Origin of the sequence: Variovorax paradoxus, assembly GCF_040544635.1 — a bacterium.
In the GTDB taxonomy this organism is placed as follows: Bacteria; Pseudomonadota; Gammaproteobacteria; order Burkholderiales; family Burkholderiaceae_C; genus Variovorax; species Variovorax paradoxus_R.
On record NZ_JBEPKJ010000002.1, the window covers coordinates 166,961 to 181,311 of the forward strand.

Annotated in this window: 18 protein-coding genes; 5 read left to right on the forward strand and 13 right to left on the reverse strand. The window is 64.8% G+C overall.

The window, feature by feature from the left end:
• Positions 1-53: 53 nt before the first annotated feature.
• From ABIC94_RS04510 to lexA, 4 genes are all read right to left on the reverse strand, one after another.
• Positions 54-1,211: an MFS transporter gene (locus tag ABIC94_RS04510; protein ID WP_354371636.1), complete on the reverse strand. Its 1,158-nt coding sequence runs from the start codon at positions 1,209-1,211 to the stop codon at positions 54-56.
• 60 nt (positions 1,212-1,271) lie between these two features.
• The gene (locus ABIC94_RS04515; protein ID WP_354371638.1) at positions 1,272-2,279 is read right to left on the reverse strand and encodes a D-2-hydroxyacid dehydrogenase family protein; all 1,008 of its coding nucleotides are present in this window, start codon (positions 2,277-2,279) and stop codon (positions 1,272-1,274) included.
• A gap of 92 nt (positions 2,280-2,371) precedes the next feature.
• Entirely contained in the window at positions 2,372-2,743 is a 372-nt protein-coding gene (locus ABIC94_RS04520) for a hypothetical protein (protein ID WP_354371640.1), read from the reverse strand.
• A gap of 138 nt (positions 2,744-2,881) precedes the next feature.
• Positions 2,882-3,556, reverse strand: a complete 675-nt coding sequence (gene lexA, locus ABIC94_RS04525; protein ID WP_354371642.1) for a transcriptional repressor LexA — start codon at positions 3,554-3,556, stop codon at positions 2,882-2,884.
• Positions 3,557-3,629: 73 nt separating this feature from the next.
• Between lexA and ABIC94_RS04530 the strand changes: the two genes are divergently transcribed.
• The gene (locus ABIC94_RS04530) at positions 3,630-4,619 is read left to right on the forward strand and encodes an asparaginase (RefSeq protein WP_354371644.1); all 990 of its coding nucleotides are present in this window, start codon (positions 3,630-3,632) and stop codon (positions 4,617-4,619) included.
• 73 nt (positions 4,620-4,692) lie between these two features.
• Here the strand turns inward: ABIC94_RS04530 and adk are convergent, their stop codons facing one another.
• From adk to ABIC94_RS04560, 6 genes are all read right to left on the reverse strand, one after another.
• The gene (adk, locus tag ABIC94_RS04535; protein WP_354371646.1) at positions 4,693-5,349 is read right to left on the reverse strand and encodes an adenylate kinase; all 657 of its coding nucleotides are present in this window, start codon (positions 5,347-5,349) and stop codon (positions 4,693-4,695) included.
• A 132-nt stretch (positions 5,350-5,481) separates the two neighbouring features.
• Entirely contained in the window at positions 5,482-6,255 is a 774-nt protein-coding gene (gene kdsB / locus ABIC94_RS04540) for a 3-deoxy-manno-octulosonate cytidylyltransferase (protein WP_354371648.1), read from the reverse strand.
• Positions 6,252-6,434, reverse strand: a complete 183-nt coding sequence (locus ABIC94_RS04545) for a Trm112 family protein (RefSeq protein WP_013541700.1) — start codon at positions 6,432-6,434, stop codon at positions 6,252-6,254. Before ABIC94_RS04545 ends, kdsB begins: the two co-directional genes overlap by 4 nt.
• On the reverse strand, positions 6,415-7,440 hold the full coding sequence (gene lpxK, locus ABIC94_RS04550; RefSeq protein WP_436317931.1) for a tetraacyldisaccharide 4'-kinase: 1,026 nt from the start codon (positions 7,438-7,440) through the stop codon (positions 6,415-6,417). The genes ABIC94_RS04545 and lpxK overlap by 20 nt, the downstream gene beginning before the upstream one ends.
• The gene (locus tag ABIC94_RS04555) at positions 7,441-7,866 is read right to left on the reverse strand and encodes an ExbD/TolR family protein (protein ID WP_354372027.1); all 426 of its coding nucleotides are present in this window, start codon (positions 7,864-7,866) and stop codon (positions 7,441-7,443) included. It lies immediately after the preceding gene.
• A gap of 61 nt (positions 7,867-7,927) precedes the next feature.
• Entirely contained in the window at positions 7,928-8,560 is a 633-nt protein-coding gene (locus ABIC94_RS04560; protein ID WP_354372028.1) for a MotA/TolQ/ExbB proton channel family protein, read from the reverse strand.
• A gap of 313 nt (positions 8,561-8,873) precedes the next feature.
• Here ABIC94_RS04560 and xseA point away from each other — a divergent pair, with 313 nt between their 5' ends.
• The gene (gene xseA / locus ABIC94_RS04565; RefSeq protein WP_354371650.1) at positions 8,874-10,184 is read left to right on the forward strand and encodes an exodeoxyribonuclease VII large subunit; all 1,311 of its coding nucleotides are present in this window, start codon (positions 8,874-8,876) and stop codon (positions 10,182-10,184) included.
• 50 nt (positions 10,185-10,234) lie between these two features.
• Positions 10,235-10,816, forward strand: a complete 582-nt coding sequence (locus ABIC94_RS04570; protein WP_354371652.1) for a superoxide dismutase — start codon at positions 10,235-10,237, stop codon at positions 10,814-10,816.
• 83 nt (positions 10,817-10,899) lie between these two features.
• On the opposite strand, the gene ABIC94_RS04575 is transcribed toward ABIC94_RS04570, so the two are convergent.
• The 3 genes from ABIC94_RS04575 to ABIC94_RS04585 form a co-directional block, all read right to left on the reverse strand.
• The gene (locus tag ABIC94_RS04575) at positions 10,900-11,358 is read right to left on the reverse strand and encodes a DUF192 domain-containing protein (RefSeq protein WP_354371654.1); all 459 of its coding nucleotides are present in this window, start codon (positions 11,356-11,358) and stop codon (positions 10,900-10,902) included.
• 94 nt (positions 11,359-11,452) lie between these two features.
• Positions 11,453-11,659, reverse strand: a complete 207-nt coding sequence (locus tag ABIC94_RS04580; protein WP_354371656.1) for a hypothetical protein — start codon at positions 11,657-11,659, stop codon at positions 11,453-11,455.
• Positions 11,660-11,811: 152 nt separating this feature from the next.
• A complete protein-coding gene (locus tag ABIC94_RS04585) occupies positions 11,812-12,135 on the reverse strand; it encodes a cell envelope biogenesis protein TolA (protein WP_354371658.1) in 324 nt (107 codons plus the stop codon).
• A gap of 220 nt (positions 12,136-12,355) precedes the next feature.
• Here ABIC94_RS04585 and icd point away from each other — a divergent pair, with 220 nt between their 5' ends.
• Positions 12,356-13,615 carry an NADP-dependent isocitrate dehydrogenase gene (gene icd / locus ABIC94_RS04590; protein WP_354371660.1) on the forward strand — a complete coding sequence of 420 codons (1,260 nt, stop codon included), beginning with the start codon at positions 12,356-12,358 and terminating at the stop codon, positions 13,613-13,615.
• A gap of 318 nt (positions 13,616-13,933) precedes the next feature.
• On the forward strand, positions 13,934-14,293 hold the full coding sequence (clpS, locus tag ABIC94_RS04595; RefSeq protein WP_354371662.1) for an ATP-dependent Clp protease adapter ClpS: 360 nt from the start codon (positions 13,934-13,936) through the stop codon (positions 14,291-14,293).
• Positions 14,294-14,351 lie beyond the last annotated feature (58 nt).

The following is a 14,351-nucleotide window of genomic DNA, read 5'->3' on the forward strand; positions in this document are numbered from 1 at the left end:
TTTTGCAGTCACCGGGAGCAGCGGTGTCCCGGGTCTTACGCGGGGCTGCGTTGTCAGGCCGTGCGGCGGCTGCGATCGATGGCCACGCTCAGGCCGATGGCCAGCAGCAGCAAGGTCAGGCCGACCCAGTTCATCCATGCCACCGCCTCATTGGCGAGCAGCCATCCGCCCAGCCCGGCACCCACGGCCTGGCCGATGTAGATGCCCGAGCTGTTGAGCGCCACGGAACCCGGCGCAAGGGCGGGCGCGAGGCCCACCAGCCGTGCCTGCTGCGCCGAATTGGTCGCGAAGCATCCCAGGCCCCAGGGCACGAGAACCGCCGCCAGCCAGGGGAGCGTGCCGGCCCACGGCCAGAGGAAAAGGCTGAGCGCGATCAGCGAACTCGTCAGGAGCACCATGCGGCCCGCGCCCACGCGGTCGATGAAGCGGCTCACCAGCATGTTGCCCATGAGCCCGAAAACGCCGAAGAGGGCCCACATCAGGCTGAGCGTGGTGGGGTCCGCGCCGAAGTTCTGCTTGAGGATGGGGCCGAAGTAGCTGAACAGAACGAACTGGCCGGCACCCTGCAACGCCGTGACCGACACGATGCCCATCAGCACCGGGCTGCGCAGCACGCGCGACCAGGCCGCGGCCGTGAGCGCCGCGGGACGAATGCCACGCGGCAGGGTCAGCCAGATCGACGCCGCGCTCACGACGCTGAGCATTGCAACCGCCATGAAAGCCATGCGCCAGCCCAGGTGGCCGCCAATGAGTGCGCCGAGCGGCAGGCCCAGCACAGAGGCCATCGACCAGCCGAGAAAAACGAAAGTCACGGCGCGCCCGCGCTGCTCCGGCGGCACCAGCATGCCGGCGCAGGCCGCGGCCTGCGGCGTGAAGATGGCCGGCGCCACCACCGTGAGCATGCGCACCGGCAGCAGGGCGCCGAAACTCGGCATCAGGGCCGCAACGACATGCCCGGCGGCGTACCAGACGAGGGTGAGGGCGAGCAACTGGCGGCGGTCCCAGCCCGCGACCACGGCCGCCAGCAACGGAGCGCCAAGGCACATCACGACGGCGGCCACCGTGATCAGCTGGCCCGCGGTAGCGACGGTCACGGCCAGCGATGTGCTGATTTCATTGAGCGTGCCGGGTACCACCATCACGCCCGTGCCAATCACGAAATTGCCGGCCAGCAGCGCCCAGAGTGCGCCCTGGGGCGCCGGCCGGCTCACTGAAGGACCTTCGCCTTCGGCTGCGGTATTCGCCTTGGGGCGGCCCGGCGGCTCATGAACTCACCGGCGAACCTGCAGTGCGCCCGGATTCACGATGTTGGTGGGGTTGCCCTTGATGAAGCTCACGACATTGTCGAAAGCCTGGCCGAAATAGCTCTCGTAGCTGTCTTGCTCCACGTAGCCGATGTGCGGCGTGCAGATGCAGTTTTCGAGGCGCAGCAGCGCGTGACCCTGCAGCGGCGGCTCGCTCTCGAACACGTCGACGGCTGCCAGCCCCGGACGGCCGCGGTTGAGCGCCGCGAGCAGTGCGTCGGGCTCGACCAGTTCCGCACGGGAGGTATTGACGAAGAGCGCCGTCGGCTTCATGCGCGAAAGGTCTTCGAGCGTGACCAGTCCCACGGTTTCTTCGTTGAGCCGCAGATGCACCGACAGCACGTCGGCCGCGGCGAAGAATTCGTGGCGGTTCTGCGCCACCTGGAAACCGTCGGACCTGGCCTTGGCGCAGCTTGCCTCGCGGCCCCAGATGACAACCTGCATGCCAAAGGCCTGCCCGTAGCGCGCCACCAGCTGCCCGATGCGGCCGTAGCCCCAGATGCAGAGCGTTTTGCCCTTGAGCACCGAACCCAGGCCGAAATTGGGCGGCATCGAGGCCGACTTGAGCCCCGACTGCTGCCACGCCCCGTGCTTGAGGTTGCTGATGTACTGCGGCAACCGCCGCATGGCTGCCATGATCAGCGCCCACGTGAGTTCGGCCGGGGCCTGGGGGGAGCCGGTGCCCTCGGCCACCGCCACGCCCCGCTCGGTACAGGCCGTAACGTCGATATGGCCGCCCACACGCCCCGTCTGCGAAATGAGCTTGAGCTTGGGCAGCTTTTCGATCAGCTGGCGCGAGATGTGGGTGCGCTCGCGGACCAGCACGATCACGTCGGCATCCTTCAGGCGGATCGAGAGTTGACCAATGCCCTTGACCGTGTTGGTGTAGACCTTGGCCGCATACGCGTCCAGCTTGGCGGCGCAGCGCAGCTTGCGCACGGCGTCCTGGTAATCGTCGAGGATCACAATGTTCATGGCGTGCCATTGTGCCTCGCAGCATTGGCATGACGCGCGTGTGAACGTTTGGATACCCGCCCCGGCCAATGGTCACCGGGGACTGCACAGGCTCAGTGCAGGCGTGTGGAGCGCGGGGCGGCGCTGACTGCTTCCATGGCTTCGAGTGCCGCCAGCCGGTCGAGTTCGGCGCAAACATCGGCCATGCGGCCCGAAATCACCATGCGGTTGGTGCTGCGTTTTTCGCCCTGCGGCCCGTCGACCACGCGAATGACGCGCAGGGGCCGTACGGGGGCGGGCGCCGCCTTGGGCGCAGCCGCGCCGTGGGCTCGGGCCGTGCAGGCCGGCCGAACCGCGACGTAGCGCAACCCTGCGGAGGCGCTGCCGCTGTCGCGGTGGCGTGAACGGCGCGCCGGCAGCAACCGGCTTGCAAGCGATTGCAGCGGCATCCACAAATCAACGATGGCGAGGAGGGCGATTCCCATGTGAACTCCAAAAAAGTCTGAGGTTGAACACAGGCAGGATTTCTTTGATCGGACGCAACAGGGTGATGGCGACTTCGCGCCATACGCCCGCCACCTGTTGCGGCCGGATGGGGCGCTGCTTTCGGCAGGCCGCGAGGCCTACATCAGCATGGTGTTGCGAATGAGGCCGACCGCCAGGCCTTCGATTTCGAAAGGCTCGCCGGGCTGAACGATGATGGTCGGGTAGTCGGGGTTCTCGGCATGCAGCTCGATGACCTGCTTGTTGCGCTTGAGGCGCTTGACGGTGACTTCGTCGCCGAGGCGGGCCACCACGATCTGGCCGTTGCGCGCTTCCTTGGTGGCCTGGACCGCCAGCAGGTCGCCGTCCATGATGCCGGCGTCGCGCATGGACATGCCGCGCACCTTCAGCAGGTAGTCGGGCTGGCGCTGGAACAGCGTGTTCTCGACGTAATAGGTCTGGTCGACGTGCTCTTGCGCCAGGATGGGCGAGCCCGCCGCAACGCGGCCGATGAGAGGCAGCGCAAGCTGCGCCATGCCGGGCAGCGAAAGCGAAAACTGATTGTTGCGCGACTCGTTGAGCGAACGCAGCGCGTCACCCTTGAGCCGGATGCCTCGCGAGGTGCCGCTGACGAGTTCGATGACGCCTTTGCGGGCCAGCGCCTGCAGGTGCTCCTCGGCGGCATTGGCCGACTTGAAGCCCAGTTCACTGGCAATTTCGGCCCGCGTGGGCGGAGCGCCGGTACGTGCGATGGCGCTCTGGATCAAATCCAGGATTTGCTGCTGGCGGGCGGTAAGCTTCACGGCGAACTGCATATGTGGTTCCTTGCGGCACTGGCTGAATATCCAGTACCTGTATTTTTAACCAGTTTTTAAAAGTTGGCAAGCCATGGTTAATTCCCTTTCGCCCAGCCTGCGGCGCATCGTGGTTCTGGGCACGGGCGGCACCATTGCCGGACGCGCCGCGGATGGCGGAGACAACATCGGCTACACCGCCGGGCAAGTGGAGGTGGCAGACCTGCTCGGCGGCATCGGCGCGCCCGAAGGCCTGGAGCTCTCGGCGGAGCAGGTGGCGCAGCTCGACAGCAAGGACATGGAATTCGATGTCTGGCTGCAACTCGCCCGGCGGTGCGCTTTCTGGCTGGCCGAAGCCGACGTGGCAGGCGTGGTGATCACGCATGGCACCGACACCATCGAGGAAACGGCATTCTTCCTTCAAACCGTGCTTGCTCCCGGCAAGCCCGTCGTGCTGACATGCGCCATGCGTCCGGCCAGTTCGCTTTCGCCCGACGGCCCGCAGAACGTGCGCGATGCCATCGCGGTCGCGGCCACGCCGGCGGCGCAGGGCGTGACGGTGGTCTGCGCGGGCGCAATCCACAGCGCGCTGGATGTTCAGAAGGTGCACACCTATCGCCCGGATGCGTTTGCTTCGGGCGATGCCGGACCGGTCGGTTACGTGGAGGAGGGCTCCGTACGGCGCCTGCGGGATTGGCCGCAATCGCCAGTGGGCAAAAGCCGGAAATTCTTCGAGACGAAGGACGGTGCGGCGGCGCACTGGCCCAGAGTCGAAATCGTCACGAGCCACGCTGGCGTGAGCGGCGCCGTCGTCGACCTGCTGCTGCAGGAGCGGACAGCAGTTGGCGCGGAGCCGATTCGCGGGCTGGTTCTGGCTGCGACGGGAAACGGCACGGTGCACCATGCGCTGGAGGCCGCCGCGCTTCGTGCACAGGATGCAGGGGTTGCCGTGCTGCGCGCCACGCGTTGCGCGAGCGGGCGCATTCTTCCAAGGCCTGACGACCGGCTGCGCGACGCCGGTGCGCTGACGCCGGTCAAGGCACGCATTGCGCTGATGCTGGAACTGTTCGAGACGCCCGCCTGAGCGCTGGGCGGCGGCAACCAGCAAGGCCGGCAGGCCGCTACAGCAGCGAACAGCGCGCCTGTCGCTGTGAAATTCAGTTGCTCAGGGCAGCCAGTGCGCGCTGGGTGATCTCTTCGACCGTGCCTACGCCCTTGATGGCGCGGTACTTCGGTGCCGCGGCCGGATCCGCCTTGGCCCAGGCCGAGTAGTAGTCGACCAGCGGACGCGTCTGCTGGCTGTAGACCTCGAGCCGCTTGCGTACGGTTTCTTCCTCGTCGTCCTTGCGCTGGATCAGGTCTTCGCCCGTGATGTCGTCCTTGCCTTCGACTTTCGGCGGGTTGAACTTCACGTGATAGATGCGGCCCGATGCCGGATGCGAGCGCCGGCCGCTCATGCGTTCGATGATGTCGCTGAAGGGCACGTCGATTTCGAGCACGTAGTCGAGCTTGACGCCCGCCGCCTTCATGGCGTCGGCCTGCGGAATGGTGCGGGGGAAGCCGTCGAACAGAAAACCATCGGCGCAATCGGGTTGCGCAATGCGTTCCTTCACGAGGTTGATGATGAGGTCGTCGCTCACCAGGCCACCTGATTCCATGACCGCCTTGGCCTGCTGCCCGAGCGGCGTGCCGGCCTTGACGGCTGCGCGCAGCATGTCGCCGGTCGAAATTTGGGGAATGCCGTATTTCTGGCAGATGAAGGCCGCTTGCGTACCTTTGCCCGCCCCGGGCGCGCCCAGCAAAATTAGTCTCATGGTGTCCTCGGACGGTTCTTAGATCTTGTGTCGCACCCAACGACGGCCCAGAAGCCGTGCAAGGCGGAATTGCGTCGAGGATAGCATGCGTAAGCGTGAAGAATTTCCGTTACCGCCGCTGTCGCGGGCGCCTCAGAGAGGCGGCTGGGATGCGAACAACGCGCGCACGCGGGCCAGGTCTTCAGGGGTGTCGATGCCCGGCCCGGGAGCCGCATGCGTAACGTGCACCGCAATGCGATGCCCATGCCAGAGCGCGCGCAGCTGCTCCAGCGCTTCGGTCGCCTCGACGGGTGCCGGCGGCAACGAAGGAAATTTGCGCACGAAACCCGCGCGGTATCCGTAGATGCCGATGTGGCGCAGCGGCGCCGGGGTGGGCAGCGCCGACGGCGGCGCACGGTTGACGGAGCCGTCGCGCCACCACGGAATGGGCGCACGGCTGAAATAGAGCGCATTGCCCCGCACGTCGAGCACCACCTTCACCACATTCGGGTTCAGGAAGTCGTCGAGCGAATCGATTTCATGGGCGGCTGTGCTCATGGCGGCTTCCGGATGAAGGGCGAGCGCCGATGCCACGGCGTCGATCAGCGCGGGGTCGATCAGCGGCTCGTCGCCCTGCACGTTGACCACGATATCGTCGGCGTCGAGGCCGAGCTGCTCGCAGGCTTCGGCGAGACGGTCGGTGCCGCTGGGATGGTCCTGGCGCGTGAGGATGGCCTCCACGCCATGGTCCTTGCAGGCCGAGACAATGGAAGGGTCGTCCGCAGCAACCACCACCCGCAAAGCGCCCGATTGGCTCGCCCGCTGCGCCACGCGCACCACCATGGGCAAGCCGGCGATGTCCGCCAGCGGTTTGTCGGGAAGCCGCGTCGAAGCCAGGCGAGCCGGCACCAGGACAGTAAAGCTCACAGCCCCAACTCTTCGTCGGACAGCGTGCGCGCCTCGTTCTCGAGCAACACCGGAATCCCGTCGCGCACGGGGTAGGCAAGGCGGGCGCTGCGCGAGCAGAGCTCCTGCTTTTCGGCGTTCCAGGTCAGCGGGCCCTTGGTCACGGGGCAGACGAGCAGTTCAAGCAGCTTGGTATCCATCGAGCGATGATAGCTTTGCGTCGAGCGCGGCGAAGAAATCCGGCGCGGGTGCGAAATGCAGCGGCACGGCCAATGCGTCGGGGGCTTTTCGCCACAGCTTGACGGCGTCTTTTTCGGTGCAGAGCAGCGTGCGCTCGGTATGGGAGGGGCGCAGCCAGCCGTCGAAGTCGTAGTGGTCGGGAAGTGCGATCGTCTCGGCCAGCACGAGGCCACGCGCCCGCAGCATGTCGAAGAATGCTTCCGGCCGTGCAATGGCCGCCAGCGCAATCACCGGCTTGCCGGCGAGAGCCTCCAGCGGCACGCGTTTTCCGTCGCTTGCCACGGCGTCCTGCGCCAGGGCGCGGGTTGCGGTGTAGCCGCCCTCGAATGCCGGGTGCGCGCCGCTGTGCAGCACCAGGTCGCACCGCCGCGGCCAAGGCTCGCGCAAGGGGCCGGCGGGCAACCGCCAGCCGTTGCCGATGCCGCGGTCGTCGAAAACGCAGATCTCGATATCGCGCGCAAGCGCCAAGTGCTGCAGCCCGTCGTCGCTCACGACGACCTGCGTCGCCGGGTGCCGCGCCAGCAGGGCGCGCGCGGCTTCGATGCGGCGCCGTGCCACGAAAACGGGCGCGCCGGTGGCATGGCGAATCAGCGCCGGCTCGTCGCCGACGTCTTGTGGATCGCTCCCCTCGAGCACTTCACGGCAGTCGTCGGTGCGGCGGCCATAGCCGCGCGACACAACACCAACGCTCAGGCCGCGGGCCTGCAGATGCCGAACCACGGCCATCACGACCGGTGTCTTGCCGGCACCGCCCGCAATCACGTTGCCGACCACGATCACCGGCACCGGTACGCGCTCGGTCTTCAGCCACCCTTGCCGGTAAAGCCAGCGCCGCAGCCCGAAAAGCGCCGCGTAGAGAAGCGACAACGGCCACAGCGCGCAGGCCATCACGCCGCGATGCAGCCAGGCGCGCTGCAGCCCGGAGGCCGGTGCGCTGGTACTGCTGCTGCGGCCGTCGGACGGCACTCAGCGTCCTGCTTGCGCCGTCGATTGGGCTGCGAAGGTGATCTGCACCAGACCCGCGCGGCGTGCCGCTTCCATCACCGTGATCACGGCCTGGTGCGGGCTGCTGGCGTCGGCGCTGATGATGACCACGCTGTCCTTGCCGCCCGTGGCTGCGGCACCGAGCGCGGCGGCCACCGTCGCCACGTTGCGGTCGGCGAGGGCCGTCTTGTTGATCGAATAGCGGCCGTCGGCGGACACCGCCACGATCACTTCCTTGGGATAGTCGCGCTGCGAATCGACATCCGCCGTCGGCAGGCGCAACTGCATTTCCGTGAACTTGCTGTAGGTGGTCGACAGCATCAGGAAAATGAGAACGACCAGCAGCACGTCGATGAACGGGATCAGGTTGATCTCCGGCTCGTCGCGCGCACCGTGGCGGAAATGCATGCGGCCGCGGGTCATGCCAGGCCTCCGTCGGACGGTGCGGCGGTGGCAAGCGTGGGGGCCATCATTTCCGCAGCGCGTTCAGGTGGCGGGCAAAGCGCTCGCCAGACAGCTCGAGGTTCAACAAATATTCGTCGACCCGGCTGCGGAAATAGCGCCAGAAGATCAGCGTCGGAATCGCCACGATCAAGCCGAAAGCTGTGTTGTAAAGCGCAATCGAAATACCGTGCGCCAGCTGTGCCGGATTCCCGGAGCCCACCGCGCCGCTTCCGGGCGACTGCGAGCCGAAGATCTCGATCATGCCGATCACCGTACCCAGCAGGCCGAGCAACGGCGCTGCCGATGCAATGGTCGCCAGTGCCGGCAAGTAGCGCTCCAGCTTGTGCGCTGCGGTGCGCCCCGAAGCCTCCATGGCCGCGCGCAGGTCGTCCTCGGTGCAGCGGGGGTTGGCGTTGAGCGCCCGGAGACCGGCGGCCAGTACCTGCCCGAGCAACGAATTGCGTTCGAGCTTGGTCACCACATCGGGCCCCGGAACCGAACCGTGCGAGACGGTCATCGCTTCGTCGAGCAGTTTGGGCGGTAGGACCTTCACGGTCTTCAGGCTTGTGAAACGTTCTATAACCAGCGCGAGCGCGATGACTGAACAAGCGAGCAATGGCCAAATCGGCCAGCCCGCGGCAACTATGATGGAAAACAAGGAATCCTCCGGCCCCGTAGACTGCAAATGCGCGGCGATTATCCACCGAGCCCACCATCGCCACGCGGCTTGTTTGCATGTAAGCAAGGACGCACAGATTCTGTGGATAACTTTGTGATTAACCTGCTGGGCAACGTGCCCGGACCCGCATGGCACGGGCTTTCCGTTAGATCGATTGAATTTTGAGCAGTACTTTTTCCAATGAAATCAACAGCTTGCACGACAAACCGTGCGCCTGTTTCGTATCGCGGCCTCGCCATTGGGGGGTGGCCGCTCACTGTGGAAGAGTGGTCGCCGGCCACTTGCGCATTTTGTGAACTTGCGTGAATCGAATACAACGCCCGGTCCGCGGATCTGGGCGGTCGGCGCGTTGTGCCGCGCGGTCGCCGATGCGCTCGATGCGCGCTTCAATCCGGTCGCGGTGCGCGGCGAAATCTCGGGGTTTTCGCGCGCTTCAAGTGGACATTGTTACTTCGCGCTCAAGGACGAGTCCGGCCAATTGCGCTGCGCGATGTTCCGGCGGGCGGCCGGCCTGCTCGATTTTTCGCCGCGCGACGGCGACCAGGTCGAGGTGCGCGGGCGCCTAGCGGTGTACGAGCCGCGCGGCGATCTGCAACTGGTGGTCGAGAGCCTGCAGCGCGCGGGGCAGGGCGCCTTGTTCGAGCAGTTCCTGCAACGCAAGGCGCGGCTCGAAGCCGAAGGGCTCTTCGATGCCGCGCGCAAGCGGGCGCTGCCCACCATGCCGCGTGCGGTGGGCCTCGTGACCTCGCTCGGCGCAGCGGCTCTGCACGATGTCGTCACGGCGTTGCGGCGCCGCGTTCCGCACATTCCGGTGGTTTTGGCGCCGGCAGCGGTGCAGGGCGCCGGTGCGCCGGCGGAACTGGTGCGTGCGCTGCAATCGCTGTACGCATTGGAGCCGGCCGTCGACGTGATCCTGCTGGTGCGGGGCGGCGGCTCCATCGAGGACCTCTGGGCCTTCAACGACGAAACCCTGGCCCGCACCATCGTGCAAAGCCCGGTTCCGCTGATTTGCGGGGTGGGGCATGAAACCGACTTCACCATTGCCGACTTTTGTGCCGATCTGCGCGCGCCTACGCCCACGGCGGCCGCGGAACTCGTCAGCGCTCCCCAGGCAATGTGGCTCGATGCGCTCGACCTGTTGGGCGGACGGCTCGACGATGCGTTGGGCACGCGCCTCGACGTGCTGGGCCAGCGCCTCGACCAGGCGGCCGCACGGCTCGGGCGGCCCTCGACACTGGTGGCTCGCCAGCAGCTTCGGCTGGCGCATCATTCGCAGCGGCTGCGCTACGCGCTGCTGTCGAGAACCGAGCGTCTCGCCCATGTGCCGCGGTCGATCTCCGCCGATTTCCCGCAGAAGCTCGAGCGCGCGCTGGCGCAGCGGCGCGACCGGTTGGAACGCGTGGCCCTGCGCCTTCGGCTGCTCGATCCGGCCTTGGTGCTGCAACGAGGCTACGCGTGGCTAACGGGTGCCGACGGCCGGGCGATCGTCAGCGCAAAGAAACTGAATCCGGGCGACGCCGTGGTTGCACGGCTTGCGGATGGCTCGGTCGACCTGACCGTGACGCCCGGCAAAACGGGAACGCGTCCGACGCCGGGTACGTAATTCCTTTCTAGAATCATTAATTCCCCGCAACCAACCCACGAGAAAAAACCATGGAACATGTGCTCCCACCCCTGCCGTACGCCCTCGACGCGCTGGCACCCGAGTACTCGAAGGAAACCCTCGAGTACCACTACGGCAAGCACCACAATGCCTACGTGGTGAACCTCAACAACCTGCAAAAGGGCACCGAGTTCGAGTCGATGCCCCTCGAAGACATCGTCAAGAAGTCCAGCGGCGGCATCTACAACAACGCCGCCCAGATCTGGAACCACACCTTCTTCTGGAACTGCATGAAGCCCCAGGGCGGCGGCGCTCCCGGCGGCGCGCTGGCCAAGGCCATCGATGCCAAATGGGGCAGCTACGACGCCTTCAAGGAAGCGTTCGTGAAGTCGGCCGTGGGCAACTTCGGTTCGGGCTGGACCTGGCTGGTGAAGAAGGCCGACGGCTCGGTGGACATCGTGAACATGGGCGCCGCGGGCACGCCGCTGACCACCGGTGACACCCCGGTGCTGACGGTGGACGTCTGGGAGCACGCCTACTACATCGACTACCGCAACCTGCGCCCGAAGTTCGTCGAGACCTTCCTGGCCAAGCTGGTGAACTGGGACTTCGCGGCCAAGAACTTCGGCTGAACCGGGTTCCCCATTGAAAAAGCCGACCCGAGGGTCGGCTTTTTCGTGGGCAATGGCAGGACGACGGGCAGGAATACGGGTGCTCAGCGCTTCGAAGCGGCAAACAGTTCGCCGCTCAGCTTGGCGCCTTTCTTGATGTTCTTCTTGGCGAACCAGCCCTGGTTCATTTCGAGCACATAGCGCACCGGCTCTTCGGAGCAGTGCGAGTTCTCGGTCTGGGGCTGCATATCGACGAGGTTGACGATGCGGCCATCGTCGGCCACGAAGGCTGCGGTCAGCGGCAGCAGCGTGTTTCTCATCCAGAAGCACTGGGTGGCCGGCTGTTCGAAAACAAAGATCATGCCCTCGGCCTGCGGCATCTCCTTGCGGAACATCAAGCCGATTTCCCGCTGCCGGGGCGTTTGCGCGACTTGCGCATCGATCTTGTACAAGCCGACGGACAGCTTGGTGCGTTGCAGATCGGTCTGGGGTTGCTGTTGGGCTTGTGCCGGGCCGATCAAAGAGGCGGCGAGCAGGAGCAGGGCGGCGAAACGCTGAAACATCGGTGCTTCTTTCAGGGCGGGTTCAAGGGCGCGAAACCAATAAAAATGCCCGCTGATGCGGGCATTGGCAGGCATTGCCGGTGAGCTTGGCAGCTTACACCTTCTTGGCGGCAGCAGTGTGCGCCTTGGCCACGTGGTGGCGAGCCTTGTGCTTCTTGACGGCGTGCTTCGCCGGTTGCTTCGCCTTGTGAACGACGGCAGGTGCGGCCGGCGCCGGTGCGGGTGCGGGTGCGGGTGGGGTTTGCGCAAATGCGCCGGCTGCGAAAAGACCGGCGACGAGGGCTGCGAGCAACTTGTTCATGAGACATCCTTTGAGATTGTTGATATGGATCACCTCCCGTTGGAAGGTGAACCTTCAACGCGTCAGCCGCTCGGCCCGGTTGACAGCAGTTTCGTTCGCGCAAGCGAAAAAAAAGCGCTCCGGAGAGCGCTTTTCGCACGGCCTGGGCCGAATTACTGGGGCGTACCGCCTTGGGTCGACTTGCGCTTCACGCTGCCGTCCTTGTTGCGACGACGATCGTCGCGGGTCTTGGCGCGCTTCTCGCCAGCAACGCCAGCCTTGTCGGCGCCGAACGTGCCGCCTTCGGGCGTCTTGGCGATGTCGCCAGCGGGAGCAGCCACTTGACCAGCGGGCTTGGCTTCCTTCTTGGCTTCAGCGCGGGCTTGCGGCTTGCTGCCGGTAGCGTTCCCTTGCTCGGGTGTGGTGCCGGTCGGGTTCTGGGCGTAGGCGCCAGCGGCGAACAAGCCAGCGATCATGACTGCGAGAATTTTGCTCATTGATGATTCCTCTATCGAGAATTGGTTGGAAACGCCTCCCGGCGAGCAGAAGGTCAGCCACTAACGAGGCCGTTGCCTCGCAGGTTGACAAACGCTTGCTGATGGGTTGCGTCTAAAATGTACAGCGATTTGTTCGCGGGCTGTACAGCGATTCCCCATTGCTGTCTGAATTCGCAGACAGTCGTCCGAATTACGTCACTCCCGGAGTCATTCCCCCCTCATGTCCAGCTACCAGCACATCAAAGTCCCGACCGAAGGCCAGAAGATCACGGTCAACGCCGACAACTCGCTCAATGTGCCTGATCAGCCGATCATTCCCTTCATCGAAGGCGACGGCACGGGGCTGGACATCACGCCGGTGATGCTCAAGGTGGTGGACGCCGCGGTGGCCAAGGCCTACGGCGGCAAGAAGAAGATCCACTGGATGGAAGTCTATGCCGGCGAAAAGTCGACCAAGGTCTACGGCCCCGACGTCTGGCTGCCCGAAGAAACGCTGCACGCCGTGCGCGACTATGTGGTTTCCATCAAGGGCCCTCTCACCACGCCCGTCGGCGGCGGCATCCGCTCGCTGAACGTTGCGCTGCGCCAGGAACTCGACCTGTACGTGTGCCTGCGCCCCATCCAGTACTTCGAAGGCGTGCCCAGCCCGGTGCGCGAGCCGCACAAGACCAACATGGTCATCTTCCGCGAGAACTCGGAAGACATCTACGCCGGCATCGAATTCGAAGCCGAAAGCGACAAGGCCAAGAAGCTCATCAAATTCCTGCAGGACGAACTGGGCGTCAAGAAGATCCGCTTCCCCAACACCTCCGGCATCGGCGTCAAGCCTGTGTCGAAGGAAGGCACCGAGCGCCTCGTGCGCAAGGCGCTGCAATACGCGGTGGACAACGACAAGCCCAGCGTCACCATCGTGCACAAGGGCAACATCATGAAGTTCACCGAAGGTGGCTTCCGCGACTGGGCCTACGCACTGGCCGCCAAGGAGTTCGGCGCCCAGCTGATCGACGGCGGCCCGTGGATGAAGTTCAAGAACCCCCGAACGGGCAAGGAAATCACCGTCAAGGACAGCATTGCCGACGCGTTCCTGCAGCAGATTCTCCTGCGCCCCGCGGAGTACAGCGTGATTGCCACGCTCAACCTCAACGGCGACTACGTGTCCGACGCGCTGGCTGCGCAAGTGGGCGGTATCGGTATTGCCCCTGGCGCCAACCTGAGCGACACCGTCGCCATGTTCGAAGCCACCCACGGCACGGCTCCCAAGTACGCCGGCAAGGACTATGTGAACCCCGGTTCCGAAATCCTCTCGGCCGAAATGATGCTGCGCCACATGGGCTGGACCGAAGCGGCCGACCTGATCATCAGCTCGATGGAGAAGTCCATTGCCAGCAAGAAGGTCACCTATGACTTCGCGCGCCTGATGGACGGCGCCACGCAAGTGAGTTGCTCGGGCTTCGGCCAGGTCATGATCGACCACATGTAATTGCGAGAGCAATAGCATTTTTGGCGCCCCAGGCGCCATGAACGCAAGGCCCTTGAGATCCTCCCGATCTCGAGGGCTTTTCTTCTTCCGGCCAAGCAAAACGGGCACAGGTTGGAGAAATGGAACACCTTGCGCCAGATCCCCATTTTTTCCAAAACGGGTGCCGCGTAATATTTACGCTGTGGCGCGCGCAAACGGCAAAATTTTTTGCATCGTCTGTGGTGTCGTACACGACGCAAGCCCCTTGATTTGTCGATTACGCGCCACCAAGTCTTCTTGCGCCGGCACGGTGCTTGCACGCTCTATAGAATCTTTTTTATGGCAACGAGAATTCCCAAGACTCCCCGCACTCCGCCGGCCCAGAAACCGGCCGGGGATGACGGAGATTCGGTCGTTCTGGAGCGGCGGCCGCAAAAAACAGCGCCGCCCCAGATGTACCAGGTGGTCATGCTGAACGACGACTACACCCCCATGGAGTTCGTCATCGTCGTCCTGCAGGAATATTTCAACAAGGATCGCGAAACCGCGACCCAGATCATGCTAAAGATTCATCTCGATGGCCGCGGCGTTTGTGGGGTTTATTCCCGCGATCTGGCGGCCACCAAGGTCAACCAGGTGATGGAGGCGGCGCACCAGGCCGGGCATCCGCTGCAGTGCGTGAGCGAGCCTGTTGCGTGAACCAGTTGAATTGCGCAAGCTCCAACCCATCTGAGAACTTATTTACAGCAAGGCAAAA